Below are 13,179 nucleotides of genomic sequence, written 5' to 3'. Positions count from 1 at the left end.
CCCGCGACCGTACGGTCGCGGGGGCCTCGTCTCATCCCAGGGTCAGTGAGGCCCGCACCGGCAGATGGTCGCTCGGGAACTGTCCGTCGCGGGAGAACGTGTCGACCGAAGCCCGGTGCACGGCCACCGCGGGCGTCGCGAGGATCCAGTCGATGCGGTCGCCGTCCGGCACCAGCGGCCGGTAGCCGTGGAAGGTGGCGTACGACGGACCGCGCTCGGTCGCGGCTTCCCAGGCGTCGACCAGGCCCGCGCCCAGCAGCGTGTCGTACACCGGGTCCCGGTGGGCCGCGACATTGAAGTCGCCGGTCACGAGCAGCGGCAAGGAAGGGTCGAGCCCCGCGATCCGCTGCCCGATCAGCGCGGCGGCACGAGCACGCGCGCGGCCACTGCGGCTGTCCAGGTGGGTGTTGAGCAGGTAGAACTCGCGCTCCCCGTCACGCAGGTCGCGGAACCGGACCCAGGTGACCATGCGGACGCAGACCCCGCCCCAGGTGTTCGAGCCGATCACCTCGGGCGTGTCCGACAGCCAGAAGTGCTCGTACTCCACCGGAGTGAGCCGGCGCGTGTCGTAGAAGACGGACATGAACTCGTCGCGGCTGCCGCCCGCACGGCCGGTGCCGATCCACTCGTGGTGCGCGCCGAGGTCGGACGCGATGTCGCGTACCTGGTGGTAGAGGCCCTCCTGGGTCCCCATGACGTGTGGCGTCCCTCGGCGCAGCAGCTCTCGCATCGCCGGGCGGCGCGCGGCCCAGCTGTGGGGCTCGGCGGTGCCGGCGTAGCGGAGGTTGAACGTCATCACGTCCAGGGGCCGGCCGCCGCGCCGGGACGCGGCGTCCTGGGCCGTGCTGAGCAGGGGCATCGCGAGGGCCGTGGCCGCCGCGGTCCTGAGCCCTCTACGCCGGGTCACTCTGCTGGAGTTCGACACGCCGTCTCCTTCGGTCGCGAGTCAGGATGAGGGGTGCGCACCACAGTGTGGAAGCAGGAAGCGAGACAGGAGTGAACTCGGCGCGGTGCCGGAGCGTCCCGCGATCCAAGAGGGTGTTGACCGGCGGGAAGATCCCCGGATAACTTCGCTCTACGGATTGTTGATTCCGTAGTGCGGAAAACTGGAGGGTGTGGGATGGGTCAGGGTCAGCAGGAGAAGGTGGCGACGAGCCTGGCGGGCGCCGTCAGCGAGGAGATCAGCGCCTCTCTCGCCCCGGTCGACGCCGAGCTGGAGCGCCGCTATCCCGGAGACCCGGGCACCCGGCAGCCCGTCCACACCGTCTACGTCCCCGGTGACGTGTTCGCCGCCGACACCGTCCGCACGTGGGGCGACCGGGCCCTCGCCGCCCTGGACGAGCACGCCCCCGACGCCGCCTCGTTCGCCGCCGTCCTCGGCCTCGCCGACGAACTCGCAGAACCCGTCCACGACCGCGTACGGGCCAAGCTGGAGCGCGAACCCGTCGAGGACCTCCGCATCGACTTCGAGGACGGCTACGGCCCGCGCCCGGACGCCGAGGAGGACGAGGCGGCGGCCCGCGCGGCCCGCCTGGTCGCGGAAGCCTACCGGGACGGCACGGCGGCCCCCTACATGGGCATCCGCATGAAGTGCATGGAAGCCCCGGTGCGCGACCGCGGCATCCGCACCCTGGACGTCTTCCTGACCGGTCTGATGGAGGCCGGCGGGCTGCCCGGCGGACTCGTCCTGACCCTGCCCAAGGTGACGTACGCGGAGCAGGTCACCGCGATGGTCCGCCTCCTGGAGGAGTTCGAGAAGGCGCACGGGCTGGAGCCCGGCCGGATCGGCTTCGAGATCCAGATCGAGACCAGCCAGTCCATCCTCGCCCCCGACGGCACCGCCACCGTCGCGCGCATGATCCAGGCCGCCGAGGGCCGGGCCACCGGACTGCACTACGGCACCTTCGACTACAGCGCCTGCCTCGGCGTCTCCGCCGCCTACCAGGCCAGCGACCACCCCGCCGCCGACCACGCCAAGGCGATCATGCAGGTCGCGGCGGCCGGCACCGGCGTACGCGTCTCGGACGGTTCGACGAACGTCCTCCCGGTCGGCCCCACCGAGAAGGTCCACGACGCCTGGCGCCTGCACTACGGCCTCACCCGCCGGGCCCTGGCCCGTGCCTACTACCAGGGCTGGGACATGCACCCCGGCCACATCCCGACCCGCTACGCCGCCGTCTTCGCCTTCTACCGCGAGGGTTTCGAGCAGGCCGCGGCCCGCCTCGCCCGCTACGCCAACCACGCCGCCGGGGACGTCATGGACGAGCCCGCCACCGCCAAGGCCCTCAGCGGCTACCTGCTCCGCGGCCTGGACTGCGGCGCCCTCGACATGGCAGAGGTCGCCCGCCTGACCGGCCTGACCCGAGCCGACCTGGAGGGCTTCGCGTCGCCGAGGAGGGCGGATCTGACGATCTCGGGCGCCTGAGCGACATGGTCCCGGTACGCCGTCGCCCCGCGGAGCACGGGCGGCGGCGCACCCGGCGCCGCACTCCGGCGGTGCCTCACGTCCGCCGCGGGCCGATCCGCCTGGCCCGCTGATTGAGCCGGCTCCGCAGGCGCACATTCACCACGAACCCCACGAGCAACACAAGGACGGCGAGGCTGGCCGCCTGCCAGACAACGCTGTTCAGCACGGTCACCACACCGATGAACGCGATGCCCAGCAGGAACACCATCTCCCGCAGTTCCTTCTTCAGCTGGTAGGAGCGGCTGCACCGGATCCGTACGGTAGCCAGCCACTGGCCCTCCAAGCCCAGCCCCGACCACAGCCGGCGATCGAGGAACACCCACGGCAGATCGGGGAAGGTGCCCAGCGCGTCCAGTGAGCTGGGATAGCGGCTCGTCATGTCACCGCCGTGCAGCTCCTTGCGGCGCCCCTGCACCTCGTCGCTGGTGCGGATGGCCTTCAGCTGAAGGACCGGTACGACACCGTCCGCACCCGGAAATCCCTCCAGCACGACCACGTCGCCGCTCGTGACACCGAGGAGCTCCAGCGTCAACGTGTCGAGCAGGCAGACTTCCTGCTCCGCACTGGCGCGGTCGCCGTCCTGCACGCGACAGGTCAGATAGCTGACCGGGCCGAAGAAGCGCTCCTGCCATCGGCTCCGCACACGGGGCAGCCGCGCGGCCCGCACGGAGACGGCCTCACCCGGCTCCAGGCCGACCCCGACACGCAACGAGTGGTCGACCTGGACGCTTCGGTCCTCCTGCGCCGGTATGTCCGCGGCGACGATCACCGTGGCCAGCGCGCCGAGACGCTCGTGACGCGCCGCGGGGATCTGCGTGTTCTGCACGATGGCGAACTGGGGGTCTCCCAGGGCGGCCGACACCGCGCGCGATAAGCGCACCACCCCGGCGCCGCGCTGGTCGAAGGCGTCGGGCGTCCGCCCGGTGTGATAGCTGCCCGAGGGAAGGGAGTTGGCCGGGTGAATGTCGTCGTAGACGGTGCGCGCGGGCTCACCGGTGACGTACTGGCGCAGCCCGGAGTCGGTCAGCCGTCCTTCGTCGGCGAACAGGCGTGTGCCCTTCTCGCAGAGCTGCTCGTTCCCCCGCGCCCGCGTGCTGAACTCCTCGGGGGTGTCGCCGAACCACTCCCTCAGCTGACGGGACTCCGAGAGCAGTTCGGTCAGCAGCCGGCGTTCACCGGGGTGCGTCCGCGGGGCCCCGGAACCGTCGTGGATGACTCCATAGCGATGGACGTAGAGATAGGCGCCGCCGAGGAGTTCCCCCGACGCCAGCTCCATCGGGAAATCCTCGGGCGGCAGCAACACCCGGTCGTACTCGCCGTCGGGATCGAAGATCCCCTCACTCGCGTCGACGATCTCCAGCTGGGCGGCGTCCAGCCAGGTGATGAACAGATCCCGGGACACACCAGGGGTGTGGAAGGGGGACGACGAGACGTACCCCAGCGGGCTCACGTACGCCGACACGCCGATGCCGATCCCCGTGACCCGGGCCTTCACGATGGGGATCGTGGAGGACACGCCGAGCCCCTCCATCTTGTGCCGCAGCTGAGCCGGACACGCGTTGGAGCCCACCGAGATCACGGGGAAGCGGTCGCCCACCAGGGTCTGGTTGGCGCACATGAGGGCGTAGTTCAAAGGCACGGGGCCGTGGCCCGCCGCACCCGCGCGGAAGCCGCCGGGAGGCTGCTCCACCAGCCACTTGGCCAGCCGCCGGTTCGGAATGGGCCGCAGCCGCAGCAACCGGTTCTCGTGCAGCAGACCGGACTCGGTGGGCCAGACACCTGGGTAGCTGAGGGGATGCTCGCGAGGGGCTTCGGAGAGGCCGAGTGCTTCGAGCGTACGATCGTCCACTGTTCCGTCAGGCCTTTCGCCGTCGGATGGCTGACCGGGGATGACGCGTGCGCGGTCATCGTAAGGAACGCAGAGCCGTCCTCATAGAGGGCCCGGACAGCCCGGCGTGTTCAGCCCGACGGCGGCAGTTCCCCCGAGCCGCGGGTGATCAGACGGGTGGGGAGTTCGATGCGTTCCGGCGTGACGAGGCTGCCGTCGAGCTGGCGGAAGAGGCGTTCGGCGGCGGTGCGGCCGAGGGCGGCGGCGTCCTGGGCGACCACGGTGACGCCGGGGTTCAGGAGATCGGCGAGTTCGATGTCGTCGAAGCCCACCAGGGCCACGGGGCGGCCGATCTCGGAGATGACACGGACCACGGTGACGGTGACACGGTTGTTGCCGGCGAAGATCGCGGTGACGGGGGAGGGACCCGAGAGCATCTCCTCCGCCGCCTCACGCACCCGCAGCGGATCGGTGACCCCGAGGGACATCCACGCGTCCTCGACCGGTATGCCCGCGTCCTCCATCGCCGCCCGGTAGCCGCGCAGTCGCTCGGCGGCCGTGTGGATGCGCGGCATGTCGCCGATGAAGCCGATCCGGCGGTGGCCGTGGGCGATGAGGTGGGCGACACCGTCGCGGGCGCCGCCGAAGCTGTCCGACAGGACGACGTCCGCGTCGATCTTCCCGGCCGGACGGTCCACGAAGACGGTCGCGACACCCGCCTTGATCTCGGGCTCCAGATAACGGTGGTCGTCGCCTGCCGGGATCACCACCAGCCCGTCCACCCGGCGCGCGCACAGGGCGAGGACCAGCTCCTGCTCCCGGTCCGGGTCCTCGGCGCTGGAGCCGTTGATCAGCAGCGCGCCGTGGGCCCGGGCCACCTCCTCCACCGCGCGGCTGAGCGGACCGTAGAAGGGGTCGGCGAGATCCTCCAGGACGAGACCGATGCTCGCGGTGCGCCCCTTGCGCAGCACGCGCGCGCTGTCGTTGCGGCGGAAGCCCAGCGCCTCGATGGCCTCCTGGACGCGGCGCTCGGTGTCCGGGGTGACCCCCGGCTCGCCGTTGACTACGCGCGAGACCGTCTTGAGGCCGACTCCGGCACGCGCCGCTACGTCCTTCATGGTCGGACGGTTTCCGTAGCGGCTTCCGGAGAGGCGGTCTGCTCGGCGGGCGGTCTCTGCCACGATGTGCTGTCCTGTCCTGTCGTCCACGGGGATGCGCCGGTCCATGGGGTTGTATGAGGATGTGGCGTCGAGCATAGAGCCTGGACAACGTTGTCAGATGCGGGAGACACTGTCCACCGCAATCTCCGGCCTGCGCCTTCCCCTCGAGGCGTGCGGTCCTTGCCGTCGTCACGGCGCCCTTCGCACGGCGTCCGGCAGGGTCCGGTCCTGCCCGCACCCGGCCGGAGACCCGGACCCGCAGCGCGGCGGGCCCGGCACGACACCGCCTTGGGAGTTCTGACACTGATGCACACCGACCTCGTGGCCGCGCTCGACATCGGCGGCACCAAGATCGCCGGAGCGCTGGTGGACGGCCACGGCCGGATCCTGCTGCGCGCGCAGCGCGCGACGCCCGCTCAGGAGGACGGCGACACCGTGATGCGCGCCGTCGAGGACGTGCTCGGCGAGCTCACCGTCTCACCGCTGTGGAGCGGGGCACGGGCGGTCGGCATCGGCAGCGCGGGCCCGGTGGACGCCTCCGCCGGCACGGTGAGCCCCGTGAACGTGCCCGGCTGGCGCGGTTACCCACTGGTCGAGGGGGTCCGCAGGGCCACCGGTGGGCTCCCCGTGGAGCTGATCGGCGACGGCGTGGCCATCACGGCGGCCGAGCACTGGCAGGGCGCCGCCCGCGGCCACGACAACGCGCTGTGCATGGTGGTGTCCACCGGGGTGGGCGGCGGACTCGTCCTCAATGGGCAACTGCACCCCGGCCCCACGGGCAACGCGGGCCACATCGGCCACATCAGCGTCGACCTCGACGGCGACGCGTGCCCGTGCGGCTCCCGCGGCTGCGTGGAGCGCATCGCCAGCGGCCCGAACATCGCGCGCCGCGCACTGGACGCCGGCTGGCGGCCCGGCCCTGACGGCGACACGACGGCCGCCGCGGTCGGCGAGGCCGCCCGCGCCGGCGACCCGGTGGCCGTGGCCTCCTTCGAGCGGGCCGCGCAGGCCCTCGCCGCGGGCATCGCCGCGACCGCGACGCTCGTCGAGATCGACATCGCCGTCATCGGCGGGGGAGTGGCCAAGGCCGGTGAGGTCCTCTTCGCGCCGCTTCGCAGGGCGCTGGCCGACTACGCGACGCTGTCCTTCGTGCAGCGCCTGACCGTGGCACCCGCGCTGATGGGCACGGACGCGGGCCTGGTCGGCGCGGCGGCGGCCGCGCTCACCCGCAGGAACAGCGCGACCGCGGCCGGGGTCTGATCTGAGAGGGGAGGCTGACGCCGCGGCGTGAGGTCGGGGCGTCAGCCGGGGGCAGGGTTCCGGCTTGGTGGGCTCCTGCCGGCGGCCGGCCGGAGCTCTCCCTCTGCCGGAGACGGCGCGCCCCCGCCAGGGCTTTCCCCCGCCGGTGACGGCCCGCGTCCCCGTCCCGGTCCCGAGCGAGGGCGGGCGTCGCGTCGGCCGGACCGCCGTCGTACGCCCCGCCCTCGCGCTGTCACGGCCTCAGCAGCTGAGCGTCGCGTCCGCCCAGTCCGCGTGGTCCGAGTCGATCCCGTCGCCGCCGTCGGTGACGACGAGCCGGACCACCTGGGCGCCGGTCACATCGGCCGTGACCGGCTCGGCCGGCATCGCGTTGGTGAGCACGCCGGTCGAGGCGACCTTGACGTCGTTGGCCCAGATCTCGAAGGCGACGGTGCCCTTGGCGCCCTTCTCGTCGTCCACGCCCACGTCGGCGGTGACCGTCTCGCAGGCCTTGCCGGTGTAGTACTCGACGGCGCTCTCGGCGTGCACACCGAGCCCCTTGGCGTAGGCCACCCCGCCCAGAGTGATCGGATGTCCGTCCCCGGCGGCGCTCTCCCCGTTGCTGGTGTTGCGCTCGACCGGCCCCCAGCCGTTGGTCGTCGACAGCCACGGCAGGTCGCCGAAGGAGGAGACACCCGAAGGGGGCGCCACGACCACGGACGCCTTCAACGGCAGTACGGTCTCGGCGCGTACACCGGTCGGCGAGCGGTACGCCGTCGTCAGCGTGAGGTCGTACGAGCCCGTGGGCGTGCCCTCGGGCGCGGTGACCCGCCACTGTGTGCGCAGGACATGGCCGGTCGGCAGCACGGCCTGGGTGGTCGGACCGGTCGCCCGCACCGTCCAGCCCTCGGGTCCGCTCATCGTCACCGAGACCTGCCTCGCGGGCGTGCGGCCGAGGTCGGCGACCGTCGATGTCAGCGTGGCCGCCTTTCCGGCCTCCACCAGCGGGCTCGCGTCCAGGCCGGGTTCGACGGCGGGCGGGTTCTGGGCCCACCGGGGGTCGGCCGCGACGCGGAACAGGACCGTGCCGTGCGCGGGTACGGTCGCCGAGATCGTGCCTGCGGTGTTGTAGCTCTTGTGCCGCCACAGGTCGCGCTGGGTGTACGCGTCGGCCGCGGGCAGGCCGACGGCCTGCGCGGTCGTGGCGATGCGCTGTGCGCTGCCGGTCTCGTTGAACAGCGCCACGGCGCGGCTGCCGTCCTTCATCTCCTTGGCGACGACCCAGCGTCCGCCCGAGGAGGACACCACCGAGCCCTGCTTGCCCAACGGGTCCTGGTCGACGGCGATGACCTCCTTGTTGTCGAGGATGTCGAAGGTCGCCGCGGAGGCCTTGCGCAGGTCCGAGCCGATGAGCAGCGGGGCGGCCATGACCGACCACATGGAGAAGTGCGAGCGGTACTCGGTGTCGGTCATGCCGCCGTTGCCGACCTCCAGCATGTCCGGGTCGTTCCAGTGCCCGGGACCGGCGTGCGGGGCGAGCGGCAGGTTCTGCTTGAGGATCGACAGCATGGAGCCCCAGCTGTCGCTGATGTCCCCGGTCGTGCGCCACAGGTGGCCGACGTCCGCGGCCCACTCCCAGGGCTTGTTCTCGCCCCATTCGCAGATGCTGTAGACGATCGGCCGCCCGGTCGCCTTCAGCGCGTCACGCATGGTCGTGTAGCGCTGCCGGGCGTCGACGCCCTGGTTGTTGCAGTTGTCGTACTTCAGGTAGTCGACGCCCCAGTCCGCGAACTGCCGGGCGTCGCTGTACTCGTGGCCGAGGGCGCCGGGGAATCCCGCGCTGTTGCAGGTCTTCGTGCCGGCGCTGGTGTAGATGCCGAGCTTGAGCCCCTTGGCGTGCACGTAGTCGGCGACCGCCTTGATCCCGCCGGGGAACCGCACGGGGTCGGGCACCAGTTTGCCGTTCGCGTCCCGGCCGGGCAGGGCCCAGCAGTCGTCCAGGTTGACGTACTGGTAGCCGGCGTCCTTGAGGCCCTTGTCGACGAAGATGTCGGCGATGCCCTTGACCATGTCCTCGTTGAACTCCGCCCGGCAGTGCGTGGAGTTCCAGTTGTTGAAGCCCATCGGAGGGGTGAGGGCGAGACCGTCGGCCAGAGCCGGGGAGGCGGGGGAGGCCGTGTCCGGTGCGGCGGGGGCGCTCCCGGGGGTGGCGAGAGCCGGGGAGGCGAGGCCGGCCGCACACAGCAGTCCGGCGACCAGCGCTCCGACCACTCTTCTGCGGGTTGTGCGGGTGTGAAGGTGACGCATCGTTACGTTCCTCCGAACTCGCGAAAGATGGGATGACGACATGTCCGCGACAATGGTGCGCGTTTACGGTAGGACGTGTCGGACTCTGTTGGAAGAGAAGTGGTAACGGTTGTTCGATATCTCGTCAGAACCCTTGACGGGGCCCATACATGGGAGTGAGATCCAAGCCTCGCGTTCGGTTGTGTTGGATGGCACCCCGAGGAGGGGGACATGGCACAGTCATCGTCGGACGGGCTTGTCGTGCCCGAAGGTTCCACAGGACATCGGATGTCCCGGCGAAATCTCCTGCGAGGTGCGGCCGCCGGAATCGGCGCGGTCTCGCTCCCCGCCCTGCTGTCCGCGTGCGGCGACGGACCGGGAGGGAACAAGAACCAAGTCACCGTGGGGTCCAACGCGTCGGACGAGGTCCCCAAGAAGGCCTACGCGGCGGCCTTCACGGCGTACGAGAAGAAGACGGGCAAGAAGGTCAAGGTCAACACCAAGGACCACAACGACTTCCAGGAGAACATCAACCGCTATCTCCAGGGCACGCCCGACGACATCTTCATGTGGTTCGCCGGATACCGCATGCAGTATTTCGCCGAGAAAGGGCTGCTGCACGAGATCAGTGACGTCTGGAGCGGCTTCGACGGGTTCTCCGACGCGCTCAAGGAGCAGTCCACGCACGAGGGCAAGCAGTACTTCGTGCCGTACTACTACTATCCCTGGGCCGTTTTCCACCGGAAGAGCCTCTTCGCGAAGCAGGGCTACGAACAGCCCGCGAAATGGGATGATTTCGTCGCGCTCGCCAAGAAGATGTCGAAGGACGGCACCCCGGTCGCGTTCTGCGACAAGGACGGCTGGCCCGCCATGGGCACCTTCGACTACATCAACATGCGGCTGAACGGATACGACTTCCACAAGTCCCTGATGGCGGGCGAGGAGGCGTGGACCGACACCAAGGTCAAGAACGTCTTCGACACCTGGCGCGAACTCATGCCGTACTACCAGAAGGGCGCCCTCGGCCGTACCTGGGAAGAGGCCGGCCAGAGCCTCCAGCAGCGCAAGACCGGCATGGCGGTGTTCGGAATGCCGCACCCAGGAACCCAGTTCCCGGAGAACGAGCGCGACGACATCGACTTCTTCGCCTTCCCCGAGATCGACCCGCAGTACGCGCAGGACGCCGTGGAAGCCCCCATCGACGGATTCCTCGTCGCCAAGAAGTCGAAGAACGTCGACGGAGCCGAAGCGCTGCTGAAATGGCTGGGCACCCCCAAGGCCGAGGACACCTATCTCGCGCTCGACCCCAACAACGTGGCCGTCAACGACGGCGCCGACACCTCCAAGTACACCGCCCTGCAGAAGAAGTCGGCCGAGTTGGTGTCCGGAGCCAAACAGATCTCACAGTTCATGGACCGTGACACCCGGCCCGACTTCGCCTCGACCGTCATGATCAAGGCGATCCAGGACTTCATCGGAAACCCGAAGGACGTCGACGGTCTCTGCAACAGCATCGAACGACAGAAGAAGACCATCTTCTCGTCGCCCGTCGGCTGAACCTGGGGGAAGACGTTCCGTGGCGCTCAACATCCCACGGCGCGCGGGACGACGACGGCTGCGGCGGTTCACCCGCCGCGACGTCGTCGTCCTCGGCGTGCTCCTCGGCATACCCGTCCTGCTCGACATCGCCATCGTCTGGGGCCCGACCCTCGCCTCCATAGGACTCTCCTTCACCTCCTGGGACGGCATCGGCGACATCCACTGGGTCGGCGGCGACAACTACAAGAACATGGCCGAGAATTACCCGGTCTTCTGGCCGGCCGTCCGCCACAACATCCTGTGGCTGCTCTTCCTCGGCCTGATCGCCACACCCTTCGGCCTCTTCCTGGCCGTCCTCATCGACAGGGGCGTCCGCTTCAGCCGCTTCTACCAGTCGACGATCTACCTGCCGGTCGTGCTCTCCCTCGCCATCGTCGGCTTCATCGCCCAACTGGTGCTGGGCACCGACCAGGGCGTGGTCAACACCATCCTGAACAACCACGACGACCCCATCGATTGGCTCGGCGACTCGCACCTCAATCTCTGGATGATGATGATCGCGGCGAGCTGGCGGCACACCGGCTACGTGATGATCCTCTACCTGGCCGGACTCAAGTCCGTGGACCCGCAGTTGAAGGAAGCGGCCGCCATCGACGGCGCCAACGCCCGCCAGACCTTCTTCCGCGTCGTCTTCCCGACGCTGCGCCCCGTCAACGTCATCGTCGGCGTCATCACCGTCATCGAGGCGCTGCGCGCCTTCGACATCGTCTACGCCGTCAACAAGGGCCGCAACGGCCTGGAACTCCTCTCCGTCCTGATCACCGACAACATCATCGGTGAGGCCAGCCGCATCGGCTTCGGCTCCGCCATCGCGGTCGTCCTGCTCACCGTCTCCCTGGGATTCATCGTGACGTTCCTGGTCCAAGAGCTGCGAGGTGCGCGCGACCGATGACCGCCGACATCCGCACCGACGCGCCCGTCCGGACGGAGCCCGCCACGACACGACGGCCCACGCCCCGCCGCGTACCGCGGCCCGGCCGCTTCGGTGTGCACATCTTCCTGATGGGCGTGTCCCTGGCCTTCCTCGCCCCGCTCCTGCTCGCCGTCTACGCCTCGCTGCGGCCGTACGAGGAGACGGCACAGCACGGCTACTTCTCGTTCCCGAGGCACCTGTCCTTTGACTACTACCGCCGGGCCTACACCGAGTCCGGCATGGGCAAGTACTTCACCAACACGCTGCTCATCGCCGTACCCGGGGTGCTCGTCACCCTGTTCCTGGCATCGTTCGTCGCGTTCGCGGTCTCCCGCCTCAAGCTGCGGGGCGGCCTCGTCCTGCTGATGTTCTTCACGGCGGGCAACCTGCTGCCCCAGCAGGTCATCGTGACTCCGCTGTACGTCCTGTTCAACAAGATCCCGCTGCCCTGGTGGATGTCCGACTCCCTCACGATGTACGACTCCTACTGGGCCGTGATCATCGTCAACGTCGGCTTCCAGCTGGGCTTCTGCGTCTTCGTGCTCGCCAACTTCATGCGGACGCTGCCGCAGGAGATCCTGGAGGCCGCGGTGGTCGACGGCGCCGGAGTCTGGACCCAGTTCTGGCGCATCACGCTTCCGCTGTGCCGGCCCGCGCTCGCCGCCCTGGGCACCCTCGAATTCACCTGGATCTACAACGACTTCCTCTGGGCCCTGATCTTCATCTCCAACCCCGACAAGCTCCCCGTCACGTCGTCCCTGAACAACCTCCGGGGCCAGTTCTTCACCGACTACAACCTGCTGGCGGCGGGCTCGGTCCTCGTCGCCCTCCCGACGATCCTGGTGTTCCTGCTCCTGCAGCGGCACTTCATCGCGGGACTGACGCTGGGGTCGACCAAGGGGTAGGGCTCGACGTGCGCGCACGTGTCCGCCAGGGCCTCCTGGCAAGCGCGTCGAGAGGCCCTGACGGCTCACCCACGGCAGTCCGTGAGGGGAAGGTCGCAGCGCCATGCCGGTGATCCTCTGGAGCCGCTCGGCAGCGGCAGGGAGCATCCTGCGCGCAGGCACACCCGCGGCGCGCGCCGAGAGCACGCACCCCTTCCACGCACGAGTGCGCCCGGCCGTGCGGTCTCAGCCCGTACCGAGGGCCGCCGCCTCGCCGCCGTCGTCGTCCGACTCCGCCTCCGGCGAGGGGATCGCGCCCTCGACCGCTCTGCGCCGCGCGGACTTCTGTCCCTTGGTCACGCACGCGGCCGAACGGGCCAGCTGCGCCTGCAACTGCTCGAACGCCGCCGGCCCTGCCAGATCCCGCAACCTGCGACTTCTGCTCATATCTGGAGAAACGATCCACCGCCCGGTCCGTAACCCGGCCGCGCCCGAACGGAGCAATGCCGACGCCGCGTCCGGTGCCTTTCGGCCCCGGACGACGCTCACGCACCCGTCGGGATCACATGCCGTCCAGCAGCGACCCGCCCAGGTCACCCGGTACGCCCGCCTCCGGCGACTCCGCCCACAGCCGGGCAGCGATCTCGTCCGCCTCGTCCTGCGGTGTCCCCGCCTCGACCAGGATGACCCCCTTGCTGCCGTCGGGGAACTTCACGGCCCGAGCCTCTTTGCCCAGCCGGTCCAGCTTCGCCCTCTCCGGCATCCTCACTCCTTCAGTCGGGGAGACCACGCTAGAACGCCTT

The 13,179-nt window shown here is 69.9% G+C and carries 11 protein-coding genes; 5 read left to right on the top strand and 6 right to left on the bottom strand.

From position 1 onward, the window contains the following. Positions 1–31: 31 nt before the first annotated feature. Positions 32–925 carry an endonuclease/exonuclease/phosphatase family protein gene (locus ABEB03_RS38550; protein ID WP_345657598.1) on the bottom strand — a complete coding sequence of 298 codons (894 nt, stop codon included), beginning with the start codon at positions 923–925 and terminating at the stop codon, positions 32–34. 195 nt (positions 926–1,120) lie between these two features. Between ABEB03_RS38550 and ABEB03_RS38545 the strand changes: the two genes are divergently transcribed. Next, a complete protein-coding gene (locus tag ABEB03_RS38545) occupies positions 1,121–2,425 on the top strand; it encodes a DUF6986 family protein (RefSeq protein WP_345657597.1) in 1,305 nt (434 codons plus the stop codon). A gap of 76 nt (positions 2,426–2,501) precedes the next feature. On the opposite strand, the gene ABEB03_RS38540 is transcribed toward ABEB03_RS38545, so the two are convergent. Next, entirely contained in the window at positions 2,502–4,316 is a 1,815-nt protein-coding gene (locus ABEB03_RS38540) for a hypothetical protein (protein WP_345657596.1), read from the bottom strand. A gap of 110 nt (positions 4,317–4,426) precedes the next feature. Next, complete coding sequence (locus tag ABEB03_RS38535; RefSeq protein WP_345657595.1) at positions 4,427–5,521, bottom strand: LacI family DNA-binding transcriptional regulator; 1,095 nt, start codon at positions 5,519–5,521, stop codon at positions 4,427–4,429. Between the two features lie 240 nt (positions 5,522–5,761). On the opposite strand from ABEB03_RS38535, the gene ABEB03_RS38530 reads away from it, so the two are divergent. Then, on the top strand, positions 5,762–6,715 hold the full coding sequence (locus ABEB03_RS38530) for an ROK family protein (RefSeq protein WP_345657593.1): 954 nt from the start codon (positions 5,762–5,764) through the stop codon (positions 6,713–6,715). A gap of 240 nt (positions 6,716–6,955) precedes the next feature. Here the strand turns inward: ABEB03_RS38530 and ABEB03_RS38525 are convergent, their stop codons facing one another. Continuing rightward, a complete protein-coding gene (locus tag ABEB03_RS38525; protein WP_345657592.1) occupies positions 6,956–9,001 on the bottom strand; it encodes an NPCBM/NEW2 domain-containing protein in 2,046 nt (681 codons plus the stop codon). Between the two features lie 267 nt (positions 9,002–9,268). Between ABEB03_RS38525 and ABEB03_RS38520 the strand changes: the two genes are divergently transcribed. The 3 genes from ABEB03_RS38520 to ABEB03_RS38510 are packed head-to-tail and all read left to right on the top strand — an operon-like array spanning position 9,269 to position 12,397. Continuing rightward, the gene (locus ABEB03_RS38520) at positions 9,269–10,537 is read left to right on the top strand and encodes an ABC transporter substrate-binding protein (protein ID WP_345657591.1); all 1,269 of its coding nucleotides are present in this window, start codon (positions 9,269–9,271) and stop codon (positions 10,535–10,537) included. 19 nt (positions 10,538–10,556) lie between these two features. Next, positions 10,557–11,471 (top strand): carbohydrate ABC transporter permease, encoded by a 915-nt coding sequence (locus ABEB03_RS38515; protein WP_095932578.1) that lies wholly within the window; start codon positions 10,557–10,559, stop codon positions 11,469–11,471. Continuing rightward, on the top strand, positions 11,468–12,397 hold the full coding sequence (locus tag ABEB03_RS38510; protein ID WP_345657590.1) for a carbohydrate ABC transporter permease: 930 nt from the start codon (positions 11,468–11,470) through the stop codon (positions 12,395–12,397). Before ABEB03_RS38515 ends, ABEB03_RS38510 begins: the two co-directional genes overlap by 4 nt. 225 nt (positions 12,398–12,622) lie before the next feature. On the opposite strand, the gene ABEB03_RS38505 is transcribed toward ABEB03_RS38510, so the two are convergent. Together ABEB03_RS38505 and ABEB03_RS38500 are read right to left on the bottom strand one after the other, a co-directional pair. Beyond that, positions 12,623–12,823, bottom strand: coding sequence for a hypothetical protein (locus tag ABEB03_RS38505; RefSeq protein ID WP_345657589.1), 201 nt, complete (start codon positions 12,821–12,823; stop codon positions 12,623–12,625). A gap of 115 nt (positions 12,824–12,938) precedes the next feature. Then, positions 12,939–13,139, bottom strand: coding sequence for a hypothetical protein (locus tag ABEB03_RS38500; RefSeq protein ID WP_095932575.1), 201 nt, complete (start codon positions 13,137–13,139; stop codon positions 12,939–12,941). Positions 13,140–13,179 lie beyond the last annotated feature (40 nt).

This window comes from Streptomyces siamensis, assembly GCF_039543605.1.
GTDB lineage: Bacteria > Actinomycetota > Actinomycetes > Streptomycetales > Streptomycetaceae > Streptomyces > Streptomyces siamensis.
Note: the sequence above shows the minus strand (reverse complement) of the source record. Positions and strands in the feature narration are given on the sequence as shown.

Bases quoted from the DNA above. Each gene is read 5' to 3' on its own strand.
- ABEB03_RS38545 (WP_345657597.1), top strand. From the start codon at position 1,121: ATGGGTCAGGGTCAGCAGGAGAAGGTGGCGACGAGCCTGGCGGGCGCC.
- ABEB03_RS38535 (WP_345657595.1), bottom strand. From the start codon at position 5,521: ATGGACCGGCGCATCCCCGTGGACGACAGGACAGGACAGCACATCGTG.
- ABEB03_RS38530 (WP_345657593.1), top strand. From the start codon at position 5,762: ATGCACACCGACCTCGTGGCCGCGCTCGACATCGGCGGCACCAAGATC.
- ABEB03_RS38525 (WP_345657592.1), bottom strand. From the start codon at position 9,001: ATGCGTCACCTTCACACCCGCACAACCCGCAGAAGAGTGGTCGGAGCG.
- ABEB03_RS38520 (WP_345657591.1), top strand. From the start codon at position 9,269: ATGTCCCGGCGAAATCTCCTGCGAGGTGCGGCCGCCGGAATCGGCGCG.
- ABEB03_RS38510 (WP_345657590.1), top strand. From the start codon at position 11,468: ATGACCGCCGACATCCGCACCGACGCGCCCGTCCGGACGGAGCCCGCC.
- ABEB03_RS38505 (WP_345657589.1), bottom strand. From the start codon at position 12,823: ATGAGCAGAAGTCGCAGGTTGCGGGATCTGGCAGGGCCGGCGGCGTTC.
- ABEB03_RS38500 (WP_095932575.1), bottom strand. From the start codon at position 13,139: ATGCCGGAGAGGGCGAAGCTGGACCGGCTGGGCAAAGAGGCTCGGGCC.